Raw genomic sequence first — 17,096 nt, forward strand, 5'->3', positions numbered from 1 at the left:
GCTCAGTCCCTGACCGCCCAGAATTTCAGTTCGAGCCCGGCGAAGTCACCGGACACATGGAAGGCAAAGCCGCCGGAGCGCTCCAGCTGCGCCTGGTCCTCGGAACTGAGCTCCAGGGCGAAATAGGTTTTGCCGGCATGGAAGGGGATCTGCCGCGGCGCCACTGGCAGCGGCTTGAGGCGGATGCCCGGCAGATGCAGGTTGACCAGCTGGCGAATGCGCTCCACCGGGCCGATCTTCAGGTGCGCGGGCAAGCGGGTGCGCAGGGTTTCCGAATCGCACTGGGCGCTGGCGGCGAGCACGAAGGACGCCGTGCCGAGCAGCTTGTGATCGTGCAGTGGCGATACCTGGATGCCGTACTGGCGCTGCTGCAGCAGCAACTCGATGGCGTGCTGCTCGAGCACCATCGACAACACCTGGCGGATCGCGTCCATCAGCTTGCGGAAGCTCGCGCCCTGGTCACTGTGCTGGTAACGACCATCCAGGGCTGGGCGCTTGCTCTCGCTGGAGAAGGTCGCCAGCTCGCCGAGCAGGCCAAGCAGGTCGCGGTAGATCTGCTCCGGGTGCACCTGCTCCACGCCCAGGTAGTGGCGCAGCACCGGTTCGTGACGGTTGATTAGCTGCAGCATCATGAAGTCGCCGACCTCGGCGCCACCGACCTTGCCGGTGGCGCTGATGCGCTCGGCGAGGGTATCGCCGCGGTGGGCGAGCATGCTGATCACTTCCTTCAGGCAGGACAGCAGATAGCCTGAGGCCTGGAAGTTGACGTAGGTCGGAATGAACTCGGGGTCGAGGCTGATGACCCCGTCCGGCGTGGTGTCGAGCACCTCGCACAGCTGCAGTTTCACGTAGGCCTGGTCGCTCTGCTGCTCGCCCAGCAGCAGACGGAAATCCGGCAGCCCGGTGCTGACCTGGCTGGTGCTGCTGTCGCCGGAATTGGAGTCGGCGACATCCAGTTCATGGGCGGTGTAGCGCGCCAGCACGTCCTTCTGTTCGGGACGACGCGTTTCGATGTGGTTACCGGTAACCAGTGGCAGCGCGAGGTAGACCGGTGTACTGCCGGTGTTCGGCGGAATGTCCAGCGCCAGTGGCTCGCGCTCGCTGCCCAGCTCGAACAGCGTGCCATCCGGCAGGACGCCGCTGGCCTGGCTGAGCACCAGCTTGCCCATGTTGAGGAACTGACGGTCGATCTCCAGGTTGAAGAAACCCCAGGCGTAGTTGCCCAGCTTCTGGGTGCGCGCCTTGAGTTGGTGATCGTAGTAGCGATCGTTCTGCTGGAAGTGCTGCGGACGCAGCAGCATGCCTTCCTGCCAGACAACCTTGTGCAGGCTCATGCTTATTTTCCTTCTTCGGCGAGCGGGTCGAACAGCGCGATGCCGCGCTCATCCAGGCTCAGCGCGACGTGGGTGCGCTCTTGCGATGGCACGGCGATGACGTAGCGCCAGCTGGCTTCCGGCAGGTCGCGGTAGGCGGCCAACACGCCGACATAGCGGCTGCCCTCCTGCACCGATAGCTTCAGCTCGCGGCTTTCGCCGGGACGCAGTTCCAGTTCCTCGGAGGTCACCAGGTCTGGCGCCAGGGCTTCCTTGGGCCGCTGGTAGAGGGCGAAGAAGTCGCCGTTTTCGAACGCCACCGGATGCTTGAGCTCCAGCAGGCGCAGCACGATCGGCGATGGCCGGCCGTTGAGGTCGGGATTGAGACGGTCGCTGCCGTGCAGTTCGAGGTCGAGCTTGGTCAGCTTGGAGTACGGCGACAGCGCCGAGCAGCCGCCCAGCACGAGCAGCGAGGCCAGCATGGCCAGGGTGATGCGACGAGGCATGGGATCATCCTTGATGGGTTGAATCGAGCGTGGCGATCAGACGCACCTGCTCCTCATAGGTCTTGGCGAAGTCGCGGGCGAACAGCCGTTCGCTCCAGTCGGCGTCCTGGCCGAGGCTGTGATGTAAACGGCGATAGGCGCGCCAGCGGCTGCCGGCGGTAGCGATCAGCGGCTTGCGGCCCTCGCGTTCGAAACGCAGCGCCAGCTGTTCTGGCGCCAGCTGCTCGAACATGGCGTGGACGGCTGCGCGGCTGGCAGCCAGCAGTGCCACCTGATGCGCCTGCAGGTCGCGAAAGGCGCGGCCGATGGCCTGTTCGGCCGGCAGCTGGCCAGGCTTGCCGCCGCGCAGCAGGGCGGACATTGCCTCGCCCGCATCGGGGCTGTGCTTGAGTGGGTTGTTGCCGGCGCTCTGCACAGTGGTCAACGCCAGGCGCAGCTCGTTCTTCAGCTCGCTGCGGGTGCGCAGGCTCTGCTGCAGGCCGCCGACGCTCTGCTTGAGCAGGCGGGCGGCATTCAGCGCCAAGGCCTGGCGCTGTTCCTCGTCGAGATCGTCGAGATCGATGCCCAGCGCCTCGCCAAAACGCGCCCAGAATCCCTGCGGCAGTCGTTCGGGCTCGGCTTCGCGCTTGGCTTCCGGCGCTGCCTGCGGCATGACCAGCTCCGGCAACGGCAGGCTTTCCATATCGATGCGCGCGTAGTCGCGCTGTTGCGCCTGGCGCTGTGGCGCAGCCAGGGCGAGGTCGAGGTCGTCGACCTCGGCATAGACGCGCTCTTGCTGTTCCATTGCGACCAGCGGATCGAGATCGAGAAAAGCATCGTCGGGAATGATGCTGCCGGCCGGCTGCGGTCGGCCGATGTCGCCTTCGAACAGCGCTGGGTCCTGGATCAGTCGCGCGCGGATCTCGAAGTCGCCGAGACAATAGACGCTGCCATGCTCGATGCGCTGCGGCTGGCCCTTGACCAGGCTGGCGCCACTGTCCTTGAGCTGGATGCCGTTGCTGCTGGTGTCGGTGAGAAAGAAGGCTCCGTCGCGGTAGCTGATCACCGCGTGACGCCCGGAGAGGACGCGCTTGCGATCCGGGATCACCCAATCGCAGCCTTCGGCCCGGCCGATCAAGCCGCCGGCCTGCTTGAAGGTTTTGGTGGTCAGCAGACCCGGCACGAATTGCTGGGCGCCCACCATATCGAAGACCAGTTCCATGGTCGTGTTGCTCCTTGCGGTCACTGGCCGCGATTCAAAGCCTGCGGGTCGCCCAGCGGACGATATTGGTCATCGTTGAATTTGTAGTTGCCGGTGCAGCCGGTGAGCAGGGCCGCGGCGAAGAGCGAAACGAGGGCGTAATAGCGCACGGGCACGCGATTTCCTCCTTGAAGTCGTGTGTGGGGGCAAGGTGCGCATGGCGCGACCTGGTCGGCGCATTGAAGTTCAGTTGTCCTGCAGGCTCGGTGATCGGGTTCACAGAACACCCGTTGGATGCGTCTAAAACGAGCGTGAGGTCAGGTTGGCGCAGGCCGATGGCGCCGCATGGCAGGTTTCCCTTGCATCAGCTTCCCGATGCAGGCAGGGCGGCCTGCACTTGCCTGTGTTGGCTTTTGGCCGATCGAGGGCAACGGTCTGAAGATGGTGCGCAGAAACGACAAAGCCCGCAGTGAGCGGGCTTTGTCGGAGCGTTTCGAGCGGGACTCGAAACGACTATCTATATGGCGCATCCGGCGGGATTCGAACCCACGACCCCTGCCTTCGGAGGGCAGTACTCTATCCAGCTGAGCTACGGATGCGTTGCGGGGCGCAATCATACGCATGTCGTTGACGGGCGTCCATGCTGGTGCGGCCGGACGGATACGGTCCAGGTGCGGCTTTTTCGCAGCTGCCCGAGGCTGGTCCGGCTGGTACCCTTGCGTGTCGCGGCCGGGGGTCGTGGTTGTTCGAATGGCGAGGGGATGGAGATGTCGGGCCATATCAAACTCTGGGATGCGCCGCTGCGGCTGTTTCACTGGTTGTTCGCCGGGACGGTGATCGCGGCCGTCGTCACCGGCTGGGTGGGCGGCAATCTGATGCCCTGGCATGGCCGGCTCGGTCTGCTGGTGCTGGGGCTGCTGGTATTTCGTCTGGTGTGGGGCTTCGTCGGGTCGACCTACGCACGCTGGTCGCGGATCTTCGCGGCAACCGTCGGTGTGAAGGACTATCTGCAGGGCAACTGGCGCGAGGCCGGGCACAACCCGCTCGGTGCTTTTTCGGTGCTGGCCATGCTGCTGCTGGTGAGCTTTCAGGTGACCAGCGGCTTGATGGCAACCGATGACATCGCCTTCCAGGGCCCGCTTTATGCGTTGGTCAGCAGCGAAACCGGCAGCGCGCTGAGCGGCCTGCATCGGCAGGCAAAGTGGCTGCTGCTGGTGCTGATCGGCATGCACATCGGAGCCATCATCTATTACACGCTGGTGATGCGCCGTCCGCTGGTGCGCGCGATGATTGCAGGAAGAACGCAGCGCGAGCACCCGACCCAGCAGGATGCCCGCGGTGGTTCGCTGTTTGCGGCGGTCCTGGCGATTGCGCTGGGTGCGGCCTGCGTATGGGGTGTGCAAGCGGTAGGGGATTGGCTGGAGCCGGAACCCGCCGCGGTCGCACCGAGCCTGGACTGGTAAGCCAGCCGACGGGTTGGTGTCGCTGGCTGCGACGGGTCAGTCGGCGCGGAACTTGTCGTGGCAGGACTTGCAGCTGCCGCCGACGTCGCCGAAGGCTTTCTTGATGGCGGCCTGATCACCTTCCGCTGCAACCTTGGCGAGCTGGTTGGCGGCGGCGGTGAACTTGCGGCCGATCTGCCCGGCTTCGTCGAGGTTCTGGAAGAACTCAGGCTTCAGGCGGGTGGCCTTGCCCAGTTGCTCGGTGGTGGTATCCGGGCTGTACAGGCTGCCCATGCCGGAATTGGCGATGGCGGCGATGGCATTGGCGGCGGCGGCGACCTTGGCCTGGTCGTAGGGCTCCTTACCGTCGACCACCTGGGCCTTGATCTTGCCCATGTTCCAGGACATGAACTGGTAGCCGGCCTGGCGGGTTTCGACCATCTCTTCCGGCTTCATCTGCGCCTGGACGGCAGTGCTGGCCAGCAGGGCGGCGGCCACGGCGCCTGTCATCAATGCTTTCACGGTAACTCCTTATCGATCCTTGGTTATCGGCGGCCGAGGCCGCTCGCGCGCAACTATACCCCGGCCAGTAGTAGGGTTTGGGTAACAAGGCGTGACAGGCCGTGCGATGTATCAGGCTGGTCAATGGCGCGACAACGTCATGCGTCATGAGCTTGCCGGGCCAGTGGCTGCGGTCCTAGCATGGCCGTTCGCAGTGCAATGCGGCGACAGGAACCGGGCGGCGAAGGACGGTTCAGATGATCGTCGTATCAGCCAAACTTTCCGCAGCGGGCCTGCCGCTACGATGCCCGAGGAGACTGCCATGCAACTCAAAGACACCGCTCTGTTCCGTCAGCAGGCCTATATCGATGGCGCCTGGGTCGATGCCGACAGCGGCCAGACCATCAGCGTGAACAACCCGGCCACCGGCGAAACGCTTGGCACGGTGCCGAAGATGGGCGCCGCGGAAACCTGTCGCGCCGTCGATGCCGCCGAGCGTGCGTTGCCGGCCTGGCGTGATCTGACCGCCAAGGAGCGTTCGCAGAAGCTGCGCCGCTGGTTCGAGCTTTTGATGGAGAACCAGGACGACCTTGGCCGCCTGATGACCCTGGAGCAGGGCAAGCCGCTGGCCGAGGCCAAGGGCGAGATCGCCTACGCCGCCTCCTTCATCGAGTGGTTCGCCGAGGAAGCCAAGCGCATCTACGGCGATACCATTCCCGGCCATCAGAAAGACAAACGCATCATCGTCATCAAGCAGCCGATCGGCGTGACCGCGGCGATCACCCCGTGGAATTTCCCGGCAGCAATGATCACCCGCAAGGCCGGCCCGGCACTCGCAGCTGGCTGCACCATGGTGATCAAACCCGCTTCGCAGACGCCGTTCTCGGCACTGGCGATGGTCGAGCTGGCCGAACGCGCCGGGATTCCCAAGGGCGTGCTCAGCGTGGTCACCGGCTCGGCCGGCGACATCGGCAACGAGCTGACCGCCAACCCCAAGGTCCGCAAGATTTCCTTCACCGGCTCCACCGAAGTGGGTGCCAAGCTTATGGAGCAGTGCGCGCCGGGGATCAAGAAGGTGTCCCTCGAGCTGGGCGGCAATGCGCCATTCATCGTCTTCGACGACGCCGATCTGGACGAGGCGGTGAAGGGTGCCGTGCAGTCCAAGTATCGCAATGCCGGGCAGACCTGTGTCTGCGTCAATCGCATCTATGTGCAGGATGGCGTGTATGACGCCTTCGCCGAGAAGTTTCAGGCGGCGGTGGCCAGGCTGCGGGTCGGTAATGGCCTGGAGGAGGGCACGGATCTCGGCCCGCTGATCGATGATCGCGCTGCCGCCAAGGTCCGCGAGCATATCGAGGATGCCGTCGCCCAGGGCGCGCGACTGGTGGCGGGCGGCCAGGCCCATGCGCTTGGCGGCAGTTATTTCGAACCGACCGTGCTGGTCGACGTGCCGGACAGCGCCAAGGTGGCCAAGGAAGAGACCTTCGGCCCGTTGGCGCCGCTGTTCCGCTTCAAGGACGAGGCCGATGCGATCGCCAAGGCCAACGACACCGAGTTCGGCCTGGCCTCCTACTTCTACGCGCGCGATCTGGGCCGGGTGTTCCGCGTCGCCGAGGCGCTGGAGTACGGCATGGTCGGCATCAATACCGGGCTGATCTCTACTGAAGTGGCGCCGTTCGGCGGCGTGAAGTCCTCCGGTCTCGGCCGCGAGGGCTCGAAGTACGGCATTGAGGATTACCTAGAGATCAAGTATCTCTGCATGGGCATCTGAGCCACCTGCGACAGCTGGCCTCAGGGGCCGAGGCTGGCTGTTTGCTATAGGTCAGTGCAGAATCGCGCCCCCACTGGCGCGACCCCCTCAAGGATCTTTCGCCATCTACCTACACCGTCGCTAGGCTGTGGTGACATCTCCAGCGAGCAGTGCAGTGAGCATCTCCGCCCAAGTTTCATTCGTTCTGGTTGCCTACAACGAGCCCTGGCGCGCGGATCAGCTTTGTCAGCTGGTGCGCGAACTGCGCCCCGGTATGCGCGTGCAGCCAGCGGCCGATGGGCATGCCGCGCTGGAACTGTGCAAGCGTCAGGTGCCCAGCCTGTTGATTGTCGATGGTGAGCTGGATGGCCTTGATGGCCGCCAACTGCTGCGCGAACTGCGTCGCCACGGTCCGACCCAGCGCCTGCCCTGCGTGCTGATCAGCGCGCGCACCGATACCGCCAGCGTACGCACCGTGCTGCCGTTGGCACCCGCCGCCTACCTGGGCAAACCCTATGATCTCGACGACTTGCGCCAGCGCCTGGACAAACTGTTGCCGCGTTCGGCCGGTCGTGCAGGGATAACGACGCCCGCATCGACAGACAGCGTGGACAGTTTTCTTGAGCGCATGCGCCCGCATAACCGCGGCGCGCCGCTGCAGGAGGGGGTGCTGGTGGCACTGCAGCGTCTGCAGAGCGGCGATCAGGATTTCGCCGAGCTCGAAGAGCTCTTGGCCCGCGACCCGCAGGTGACCGCGCGGCTGATCAGCATCGCCAGCAGCGGTACGCAACAGGCCGCACCATGCCTCAGCCTGGGCGAGGCACAGCGCCGACTCGGCGCTGCGCGCAGTCTCCAGCTGGTGACCGAGCTGGCGCTGCAGCACAACGCCCGGCTGATCGAGCCACGTCTGGCCGAACTGGGTGCGCAGCTTGGCGCGCAGGCGCTGCGCACCGCACGCCTGGCCAGCTGGTTGGCGCGGCAGCTGAAGCTGGACAGAGAGCTCTGCTTCAGCGCCGGCCTGCTGAGGAACATCGGTGAACTGGCGCTATTACGCAGCCTGCAGGACTGGCTCGACAGTGGCGGTGAGCTGGATGAGTCGAGTCTTCAGCGCTGCCTGCGGGAACGGGCCGCAGGCTTTGGCTCGGCGTTGCGCGCGCAATGGGCGCTGCCGCTGGAGTTACGCCAGGTGATCGCGGCCTACTACGCACTGGGCGCCGGCGCACTCAGCCGCGAAGCGCTGGTGCTCAACCTGACGCGCCTGCTGATCGATCTGCCGGAAGGCGGCGAGCCCGCCTCCCTTTCCGGCGAGCGGACGGTGCGTTTGCTGCGTATCGACCCCGACCTGCTCGCTCGCGCCCCGCGGCATGCCGTTTCCAGCTGAAACCGCCGCGCCCGTTTGGCGGCGACATTCCTCTGACTGATAGTGCTGTCCGACGCCGGTCCGGCTGCCGGCAATATCAAGCGCTGACGCGCATTACGCGCCTTTTCCCCGCCTGATTGCGGGCCATTCCGGCCTATCGACATGCATAACGTGACTCCTTTATTCTGCTGTGCGAAACATGATTCCGTGAAATTACAATTCCAATCAGCATTTCACTCAGCGGAGGCCAGTCATGACAGATGTCGTACGGCTCGAAATTCAGGGCGATATCGCGCTGATCACGGTCAACAATCCACCAGTCAATGCCCTCTGCCAGGCGGTGCGTGAGGGGCTGCAGAAGGCCTTTCAGCTCGCCGAAGCGGACCAGCAGGTCCGTGCCGTGGCGTTGGTGTGCGAGGGCAGTACTTTTATTGCCGGCGCTGACATCAAGGAATTCGGCAAGCCCCCGCAAGCGCCGAGCCTGCCGGAGGTGATCGAGGTTATCGAAGGCTGCAGCAAGCCGAGCGTCGCCGTCATTCATGGCACCGCGCTCGGTGGGGGCCTGGAAGTCGCGTTGGGCTGTCATTACCGGATCGCCCGCAAGGACGCCAAGGTCGGCCTGCCCGAAGTGAAGTTGGGTCTGTTACCCGGTGCCGGTGGTACCCAGCGATTGCCGCGTTTGGCAGGCGTCGAGAAGGCGCTGGACATGATTGTCAGCGGCACGCCGATCAGCGCTGCCGAGGCTGTCGAGCACAGCATCGTCGACGAGCTCTTCGAGGGTGATTTGGTGGACGCTGGCCTGGCCTACGCCCGTCGTATGGTCGAGGAAGGCCGCGCCCCGCGACGCACTGGCGAGCAGTCTCAAGGCCTTGAGGGCGCCGACAACGAGGCGCTGATCCGCGCCAAGCACGCCGAGGTGGCCAAGCGCATGCCTGGGCTGTTCTCGCCGCTGCGCTGCATTGCGGCGGTCGAGGCCGCGACAAAGCTGCCGCTGACCGAGGGCCTCAAGCGTGAGCGTGAGCTGTTCGCCGAGTGCCTGAACTCGCCGCAGCGGGGTGCCTTGGTCCATTCGTTCTTCGCCGAACGCCAGGCGGGCAAGATCAACGATCTGCCCTCCGATGTGAAACCGCGGCCGATCAACTCCGCCGCGGTTATCGGCGGAGGCACCATGGGTGTTGGTATCGCCTTGAGCTTCGCCAATGCCGGTGTTCCGGTGAAGCTGCTTGAAATCAATGACGAAGCGCTGCAACGCGGCCTGCAGCGTGCCCGCGACACCTATGCGGCGAGCGTCAAGCGCGGCAGCCTGACTGAAGAGGCGATGGAAAAGCGCCTCGCGCTGGTCGAAGGCGTCACCGAGTACGCCGCGCTGGCCGATGCCGATGTAGTGGTCGAAGCGGTCTTCGAGGAAATGGGCGTCAAGCAGCAGGTCTTCGAACAGCTGGATGCCGTGTGCAAGCCCGGTGCGATCCTCGCCTCGAACACGTCATCGCTGGATCTGGACGCCATCGCCGCCTTCACCAAACGGCCGGAAGACGTGGTCGGCCTGCACTTTTTCAGCCCGGCCAATGTCATGCGCCTGCTGGAAGTGGTACGCGGCGCGAAGACCAGCAATGAGGTGCTTGCCACCGCCATGGCCATCGGCAAGCAGCTGAAGAAGGTCTCGGTGGTGGTCGGTGTCTGCGACGGCTTCGTCGGCAACCGCATGGTCTTCCAGTACGGCCGCGAAGCGGAGTTCCTCTTGGAGGAGGGCGCCACGCCGCAGCAGGTCGACGCTGCGCTGCGCAATTTCGGTATGGCCATGGGGCCGTTCGCCATGCGTGACCTGTCCGGCCTCGACATCGGTCAGGCGATCCGCAAGCGCCAACGCGCAACCCTGCCGCCTCACCTGGATTTCCCCACCGTCTCCGACAAGCTCTGCGCCGCCGGCATGCTCGGGCAGAAGACCGGCGCCGGCTACTACCGCTACGAACCGGGCAACCGCACCGCGCAGGAGAACCCCGACCTTGCGCCTATGCTGGAAGCAGCGTCGCAAGAGAAAGGCATCGAGCGCCAGGCGCTCGACGAGCAGTACATCGTCGAGCGCTGCATCTTCGCGCTGGTCAACGAGGGCGCGAAGATTCTCGAAGAGGGTATCGCCCAGCGTTCCAGCGATATCGACGTCATCTACCTGAACGGCTACGGCTTCCCGGCCTTCCGTGGTGGCCCGATGTTCTATGCCGACAGCGTCGGCCTGGACTGGGTGCTGGCGCGGGTCAAGGAACTGCACGCACGTTGCGGCGACTGGTGGAAGCCAGCGCCGCTGCTGGAAAAACTGGCCGCCGAAGGCCGCACCTTTACCGACTGGCAGGCCGGGCAATGAGTGCCGCCCGCCTGCAAACCGAACGCAGCATGAGGACTTTCCCATGAACGTCAACTACACGGCCGAAGAGCTCGCCTTTCGCGATGAAGTGCGCGCCTTCCTGAAAAGCGAGCTGCCGGCGGACATCGCCGCCAAGGTCAAGCTCGGCAAGCACATGTCCAAGCAGGATCACGAGCGCTGGCAGCAGATTCTGGTCAAGCGCGGCTGGTACGCGCCGGGCTGGCCGGTGGAACTGGGCGGCACCACCTGGGGCCCGGTTGAGAAGCACATCTTCGACGAGGAATGCTCGGCCTTCGGCGCGCCGCGTACCGTGCCCTTTGGCGTCAACATGGTCGCCCCGGTGATCATCAAGTTCGGCACCCAGCAGCAGATCGACCATTACCTGCCGCGCATTCTTTCTGGCGAGGACTGGTGGTGCCAGGGCTATTCCGAGCCGGGTGCCGGCTCTGACCTGGCGAGCTTGAAGACCCGCGCCGTGCGCGCCGGCGACCACTACGTGGTCAACGGCCAGAAGACCTGGACCACCCTCGGCCAGCACGCCAACATGATCTTCTGTCTGGTGCGCACCGACCCCGAAGCCCAGCAGCAGCGCGGCATCAGCTTCCTCCTGATCGACATGAAGAGCCCGGGCATCAGCGTGCGGCCGATCATCACTCTGGACGGCGACCACGAGGTCAACGAAGTCTTCTTCGACAACGTCCGCGTGCCGGTGGAAAACCTCGTCGGCGAGGAAAACCAGGGCTGGACATGCGCCAAGTATCTGCTGACCCACGAGCGTACGGGCCTGGCCGGCATCGGCTCGTCCAAGGCGGTGTTGGCGCATCTGAAGCGCATCGCGATGAAGGAAGTCTGCGACGGCAAGCCGATGCTCGAAGACCCGCTGTTCCGCGCCCAGGTCGCGGAAGTGGAAATGCAGCTGATGGCCATCGAGATGAGCACCCTGCGCATCCTCGCCGCGGCGAAGGAGGGCGGCGTGCCCGGCGCGGAGTCCTCGATCCTCAAGGTCAAGGGCACCGAGATTCGCCAGGCGATTACTCACCTCTTGCGCAAGGTCATCGGCCCCTACGCGTTGCCGTTCCTCGAAGAGGAGATGCAGCTGGACTACGACGGCGATCTGTTGCACGCCGACTACAGCGCGTCGCTGGCCGGTGACTACTTCAACATGCGCAAGCTGTCGATCTTCGGCGGCTCCAACGAAATCCAGAAGAACATCGTCTCGAAGATGATTCTCGAGCTGTAAGGGGGCACCGCAATGGACTTCAAACTGACTGAAGAGCAGCAAATGCTGCAAGACACCGCGGCGCGTCTGGTGCGCGACGCCTACCCGTTCGAGCAGCGCGAGAAATTCAGCGAGTCGGAACTGGGCTTTTCCGCCGAGTTCTGGTCGCAGCTGGGTGAGCTGGGCCTGACAGCCGTGCCGTTCGACGAGGAGATCGGCGGCTTCGGCGGCGGCGGCGTGGAAACCATGCTGGTGATGACCGAGCTTGGTCGCGGCCTGACCCTGGAGCCCTACCTGCAATCGGTGATCTTCGCTGGCGGGCTGCTCACCCAGCTGGGCAGTGACGCACAGAAGGAGGAGCTGCTGCCGCAGGTGGCGGCCGGTTCGCTGCAGCTGGCGGTGGCGCTGGACGAGCCGCAGAGCCACTACAACCTCAACGACGTGCAGACCAAAGCCGAGGCGGTCGACGGCGGTTATCGCCTGTCCGGACGCAAGGCAGTCGTCATAGGTGGACACAGCGCCGGGCAGATCATCGTCTCCGCGCGCACCGCCGGCGACAGTCGCGACGAAGCCGGCATCAGCCTGTTCTTGGTCGATCCGAACGCTCAGGGCGTCAGCCGTCGCGTGTACCCGACCATCGACGGGCGCAAGGGCTGCGAGCTGTTCCTCGACAACGTGCAAGTCGGCGCCGACGCGCTGCTCGGCGAAGTCGGCAATGCGCTCTCTGCGCTGCGTTACCAGCAGGGCCGCGCCATCGCCGCGCAGTGCGCCGACGCGCTGGGCAGCATGGACGAAGCCTGCAAGCTGACCCTCGACTATCTGAAGACGCGCAAGCAGTTCGGCGTGCCGATCGGCAAGTTCCAGGTCCTGCAGCACCGCATGGTGGACATGCAGACCGAGCTGGAGCAGGCCACCAGCATGGCGATCCTCGCCGCCACCTTTGCCGATGGCGAAGACAACGACGACCGCAGCCGTATCATCGCCGCCGCCAAATACATCTGCGCCCGCGCCGCGCGCAAGGTGGCCGAGGAAGCGATACAGCTGCACGGCGGCATCGGCATGACCTGGGAATACAACCTCGCCCACCACGCCAAGCGCTTGGTGATGATCGCCCACCAGTTCGGTGACGATGACCATCATCTGAAGGCTTATGCGAAGTTGATGCAGGTGGCATAACGCACCAACCGCCACACCACGACCGGGCCTCATGGCCCGGTTTTGCTTTGCGGAGATAGGGTCAGATGCTTAGCCGACTGCGGGCAGGTGTGGCGACGCATCGTCTTCATTATCGTGGTGGGCGTTCCGCTTCAGCTCGCCGCCAGCACACAAACGTTGGGCTGAAGCCCACCATACGGCGCTGCGCGCAAGGCGGCAGCCTGGTAGGGTGGACGTCGCCTTTACATCCACGCGAAGCAACTTGGGTCGCGTCTCGGTGGTTTATCCAGTGGGCGGTTATCGCTCCGGCAGTGAGTCATTTGATCCGGACATAAAAAAGCCGGGCAAATGCCCGGCTTTTTTTGCGACGCGATCAGATGCTGTCGAGTTGCGGATTCAAGCGGTCCAGCAGACGCTTGCTGCGGCGGCCGTCCTGCAGGTCGCCCAGATCTGTCAGGCGCACTCGATCCTTCGGCTCGACCTTCAATTCCACGCCGTTGACCTTGCCGAGCAGAGCCTTGCTGAGCAGTTCGCAGCCGTCTTTCATGCCCTTTGGCAGGTTCTTGAATTCACGGCTGCAGCTCTTTTCGGCTTGTTCAACGACCTTCTCGTAATGTGCCTTGCGCTGTTTTTCGGCGCTGCCTTCGGTGGGGTTCATCGGGGTGTTGTAGCGCTGATACAGAGCAATGCTGCGCTCGGCCATGCCGCGATCCTTGACGCTGAACGAGGCGCTTTGCAATTCGGCGCGCTCGACGCTCGATGCCAACTCGCCTAGCTCGCTCATGAATGCCCGCTGCCCCCGGTCGTCGCCACCGAAGCTTTCGCTCAGGCGCTGCAGCTTGCGATTCAAATCCCGCAGGTTGCTCAGCCGGTAGCTGACACGCGAATCGAACAGTTCTGGCAGGTCGACAGCCAGCTCGGTTTCCAGGGTGCCGGCATCGTCATCGATATCCACGTAGATTTCGACGTCGAAGGGCTTGAGTTCGGCCAGCCCGCTGATCAGCGCTGGCTCGAAGCCATGAGCGGCGGCCATACCCCGGCCGAAGCCGCCGCCTGCCATCGCGCCTAGGCTGCTCAGGCCGCCGAGGGCGCGGCTATCGGCCTCGACACCGTTGAAGCGCAGGCGCAAGCGGGTCCGCTCGTCGTTTATGGAGCGGTCGCTGATGATCAGTTCGGCCACTTGCAGGCTTGGCTCGCGTCCACCGGCTTCCACTTGCAGCTCGGAGATCGTCACGCGGCCGCCGAATGGGCTGGACGACACCGACTTCCAGCGCATGGTGTCTTCAAGCTCATGCTCGTAGACCCAGTCTTCGATCAGCTTCTCCGCTTGGCTGCTGCTGTAGGCGCTCAGGCCAAAGTAGCCGGCCACCAGTACGGCAACGGCAGCGCCGGCGATCAGGGGTAGGCGCTTGCTCATTCGTCATCTCCTTGGAGCTCGGCACGCTCGGGCCAGGCTTGTTGTATCAGCGATTTGGCCTCTTCCGGCGTCCAGTCCGGGTCACCGATTTCATGTCGTGCAAGTTTCAGCGGGTCGCGCAAGTCGGCGCAGCCCTTCTCGCTGCAGGCCTGCAACGTGGTGGCGCTGATCAGCGTCAGTGGCAGGTTTTGCTCATCCTTGCGCGATGCGTCCAGCCGCGCCTCGCCCTTGACCAGGAACCAGCCCTTGTCGGCATTTTGCTCACTGTCTTTGGTTTCCAATACAGCAGGGTACGGGTAGTCCACCTCCCAGCCGTCATCGGTTTTGCCATCGATATGCACGATCTGGCTGTAGCCCTGCGCGCGGCCTTGCATCATCGCCGCATAGCCGCCGCCACTGAACGGCGTGTAGCTGGCATCGCTGAGGATGCGTCCGTAGAGCTCTTCGGGTTTGCGGGTTTCACGGCGCAGCTGGCGATACAGTTGCAGCTGTTGCTCTGCCTGGCGAGCAAGCAGTTCGCGCTGACGCTGGGCTTCACGCTCGCGCTCCAGCTCGGCTCGGCGCTGCAGTTCAGCTTCCTTGCGCTCGTACGCGAACAGGTGGTTATCGGCCCGAGCCGGGTCATATTCCCATTTCTGCGTGCGGTAATGACGTGACAGCGATATGTCGTAAAGCCAGAAATCTCTATCGCCTTCGTGCAGCCCTTTTTCCAGATCACGCATGCCGTAGAAATGGATGGCTCTGATCTTCGGCGCGCTCTTGTCCAGGTGTGCAGTGGCGAGGTCGATTGTCCGGCGAATGCTTTCCAGATCGCGGAACAGCTCACGGTTTTCGGTCAGTGCGATCAGCGTGACGCTGCCGGCATTCCAGTGGCCGTTATAGCTATGGCCCATGCGCAGCAGGTAATGCACCTTGCTGGCAGGTTCGCTATGCAGCAGCAGCAGCAGATTCTTGCGTTGGTCGATGCCTACTACCGGAAGCCGCGGCGCCTCGTCGTAGATTTCCAGGCCATCGAGGAAGCTGCCTTTGAACTGATGCAGACGCACGCCATCGCGGCGGTTGAGCGTCAGCGAGCCGGAGCCCTGCGCGTAACCATCCGGGCCGCATGTCACGCCGCTGGATGTCGCGGAGATGTTCGCTATGTCGTCCTCGGGCTTGAAACCCAGGCGGAAGCGGCAGCCGTTCTGATCAGCGATCTCTGTGATGAAATCGGCCTTGGCAAAAACGTCCCGTGCCAGCGGCGGTTGCCAGCCACCAACGCTGAACTCTTTGGCGACAACGGGGGCGGCGGCCACGGCCTGCGCAGCCGGAACTGGCGTTTCTGCCGGCTCAGCGGGTTGGGCATCGGCCACAGGCGCTGGTGATGCGGCTTGGGGCTGTGGTGCTTCAGCCTGGGCTTGCGTCGGCTTGGCCGGTTCCGGCTCCGCGGTGGCCGGAGCTGTCTCGCGCGCAGCAGGTGCGGCGGAAGCGGGGGCTTCAGCAGGCGCTTGGGCGACGGTGGGCGCAGGGGCTTGCTCGGCGGCTGGTTGCGGGGCTGCGGGGGCAGTACTCGCCGCTTGTGCCACCCAGCCGGTGGCCTGGCTGGCATTACCGCTCGCTTGCGTCTTGCCTGTGCTGTTTACACTGGCCCAGCTCAGTTGCGTGGCGCTCGCGCACTGGCTCGCAAACAGGCCACCAAGTTTTGGTAGCAGACGATCAATGGCGTCCTGATCGGCCTCACCGGCAAAGGCGAAACGCAGCTTCAGATTCTCGCTGCACCAAGGCTGGCCATCGGCATGGTCGACGAACACCTCGACGTTTTCCGCCTTGGAGTAGGCCAGGCGGTGGCTGGCAGCCTGGGCCGATGCCGCTACGGCCAGGCCGAGTGCCAGCAGGGAAATATTGCGTACATTCATCAGATCAGCTCCCAGGCACCGTCGGCTGCCTGGCAAGCCTTGGCAGTCTGCTGCTCGTTGCTGCCTTGAGCGGTCACGTCATATTTGATCGTTCGGCAGGTGGTCTGGGCGGTCATGGCCTGCTCGACCGGGACAGCATCCAGGTCGATTGCGTCAAGGTCGATGCCCTTGGAGGCTGCGCTGGCGACATCAAGGCTGTCGAGATCGGTAGCCGTATCGGCAGCAGCGGTCTGGGCCGACCGGGCAGGCTTTTTAACCTGAGCCACCAACGGCGCGTAGACATAGCCGATGGTTACGCCGCGGCGGCCCACCATGATCCAGTCATTGTCGGTACGGCCAATCGCGGAAAAGGTGGTGCCGGCTGGCAACCCTGCAACCTTTTCGGCCTTGAGGTCGGGCGCATTGCGTACGTTCGCCGATTTAACCGCCTGGTAGGGCTGGTTGATCAGCGTCATGTTCGCTACCGGCTGCACCTTGGGCGTGCGTTTGACGGCGACTTCACGCTGCACGGTTTCGGTCTTGATCGGGGTGATGGTGGCTTTGGCATCGCTGTGGCTCGACGACCACTGGGTGGCCTGGCCATCCTGAGTGTGCTGCAGCGCCTGTTGAGTCTGCAGTGCCAGCGCCTCGCGATCCCGCACATCCAGCTTCGCGCCGATGGTCTTGCCAAGGTAACCACCGGCCAGCGCGCCTGCGATCATCGCCGCGGTACGACCGCTACCGTTTCCGACCTGGCTGCCGATGAGAATGCCTGCTGCGGTGCCGACCAGGGTGCCGATGTTCTCTTTGTTCGCCCACTCGTTTTCGGCCATGTTGGCGCAACCGGCGCTGAACACGATGGCACTGCTGAGCAACAGCACGCTGGTTTTTTTCGCGAAGCCCATGAGGTAGTCCTTATCTGAATGGCTGGCAGGGAGCATTCAGGACTGACTCGACGGCCGATGCCGTACCAACGGGGCTGCCGTTTCAATCCATGAAATGGCCGGCAATTACACACAA

Annotated in this window: 14 protein-coding genes and 1 tRNA gene; 6 read left to right on the forward strand and 9 right to left on the reverse strand. The window is 64.2% G+C overall.

The genetic code is table 11. The features are described 5' to 3' along the window. Positions 1 to 2: 2 nt before the first annotated feature. The 5 genes from tssK to RT582_RS09120 form a co-directional block, all read right to left on the reverse strand. A complete protein-coding gene (gene tssK / locus RT582_RS09100; RefSeq protein ID WP_313477199.1) occupies positions 3 to 1,334 on the reverse strand; it encodes a type VI secretion system baseplate subunit TssK in 1,332 nt (443 codons plus the stop codon). A 2-nt stretch (positions 1,335 to 1,336) separates the two neighbouring features. Further along, the gene (gene tssJ, locus RT582_RS09105) at positions 1,337 to 1,819 is read right to left on the reverse strand and encodes a type VI secretion system lipoprotein TssJ (protein ID WP_312170431.1); all 483 of its coding nucleotides are present in this window, start codon (positions 1,817 to 1,819) and stop codon (positions 1,337 to 1,339) included. Positions 1,820 to 1,823: 4 nt separating this feature from the next. Beyond that, complete coding sequence (tagH, locus tag RT582_RS09110) at positions 1,824 to 3,020, reverse strand: type VI secretion system-associated FHA domain protein TagH (protein ID WP_313477200.1); 1,197 nt, start codon at positions 3,018 to 3,020, stop codon at positions 1,824 to 1,826. 20 nt (positions 3,021 to 3,040) lie between these two features. Next, positions 3,041 to 3,175: a hypothetical protein gene (locus RT582_RS09115; protein ID WP_014822124.1), complete on the reverse strand. Its 135-nt coding sequence runs from the start codon at positions 3,173 to 3,175 to the stop codon at positions 3,041 to 3,043. A gap of 346 nt (positions 3,176 to 3,521) precedes the next feature. Next, positions 3,522 to 3,598: transfer RNA gene (locus tag RT582_RS09120), tRNA-Arg, on the reverse strand. A 168-nt stretch (positions 3,599 to 3,766) separates the two neighbouring features. Between RT582_RS09120 and RT582_RS09125 the strand changes: the two genes are divergently transcribed. Then, complete coding sequence (locus RT582_RS09125; protein WP_172602790.1) at positions 3,767 to 4,462, forward strand: cytochrome b/b6 domain-containing protein; 696 nt, start codon at positions 3,767 to 3,769, stop codon at positions 4,460 to 4,462. 36 nt (positions 4,463 to 4,498) lie between these two features. Here the strand turns inward: RT582_RS09125 and RT582_RS09130 are convergent, their stop codons facing one another. Further along, a complete protein-coding gene (locus RT582_RS09130; RefSeq protein ID WP_041015466.1) occupies positions 4,499 to 4,951 on the reverse strand; it encodes a c-type cytochrome in 453 nt (150 codons plus the stop codon). Between the two features lie 313 nt (positions 4,952 to 5,264). On the opposite strand from RT582_RS09130, the gene gabD reads away from it, so the two are divergent. From gabD to RT582_RS09155, 5 genes are all read left to right on the forward strand, one after another. Further along, entirely contained in the window at positions 5,265 to 6,713 is a 1,449-nt protein-coding gene (gene gabD / locus RT582_RS09135) for an NADP-dependent succinate-semialdehyde dehydrogenase (protein WP_014822122.1), read from the forward strand. A gap of 154 nt (positions 6,714 to 6,867) precedes the next feature. Then, positions 6,868 to 8,073, forward strand: coding sequence for an HDOD domain-containing protein (locus tag RT582_RS09140; RefSeq protein WP_313477201.1), 1,206 nt, complete (start codon positions 6,868 to 6,870; stop codon positions 8,071 to 8,073). 232 nt (positions 8,074 to 8,305) lie between these two features. Then, positions 8,306 to 10,411, forward strand: coding sequence for a 3-hydroxyacyl-CoA dehydrogenase NAD-binding domain-containing protein (locus tag RT582_RS09145; RefSeq protein WP_313477202.1), 2,106 nt, complete (start codon positions 8,306 to 8,308; stop codon positions 10,409 to 10,411). Positions 10,412 to 10,454: 43 nt separating this feature from the next. Then, entirely contained in the window at positions 10,455 to 11,651 is a 1,197-nt protein-coding gene (locus RT582_RS09150) for an acyl-CoA dehydrogenase family protein (protein ID WP_179485239.1), read from the forward strand. A gap of 12 nt (positions 11,652 to 11,663) precedes the next feature. Next, entirely contained in the window at positions 11,664 to 12,806 is a 1,143-nt protein-coding gene (locus RT582_RS09155; RefSeq protein WP_179485238.1) for an acyl-CoA dehydrogenase family protein, read from the forward strand. Between the two features lie 352 nt (positions 12,807 to 13,158). On the opposite strand, the gene RT582_RS09160 is transcribed toward RT582_RS09155, so the two are convergent. Genes RT582_RS09160 through RT582_RS09170 form a run of 3 tightly spaced genes read right to left on the reverse strand, consistent with a single transcriptional unit; the run spans position 13,159 to position 16,981 of the window. After that, positions 13,159 to 14,202, reverse strand: a complete 1,044-nt coding sequence (locus RT582_RS09160; protein ID WP_313477203.1) for a hypothetical protein — start codon at positions 14,200 to 14,202, stop codon at positions 13,159 to 13,161. Continuing rightward, positions 14,199 to 16,097 carry a hypothetical protein gene (locus RT582_RS09165; protein WP_313477204.1) on the reverse strand — a complete coding sequence of 633 codons (1,899 nt, stop codon included), beginning with the start codon at positions 16,095 to 16,097 and terminating at the stop codon, positions 14,199 to 14,201. Before RT582_RS09165 ends, RT582_RS09160 begins: the two co-directional genes overlap by 4 nt. Beyond that, a complete protein-coding gene (locus tag RT582_RS09170) occupies positions 16,097 to 16,981 on the reverse strand; it encodes an SH3 domain-containing protein (RefSeq protein WP_313477205.1) in 885 nt (294 codons plus the stop codon). Before RT582_RS09170 ends, RT582_RS09165 begins: the two co-directional genes overlap by 1 nt. Positions 16,982 to 17,096: the final 115 nt, after the last annotated feature.

It is taken from the genome of Stutzerimonas kunmingensis (genome assembly GCF_032106285.1).
Lineage (GTDB): Bacteria > Pseudomonadota > Gammaproteobacteria > Pseudomonadales > Pseudomonadaceae > Stutzerimonas > Stutzerimonas kunmingensis_B.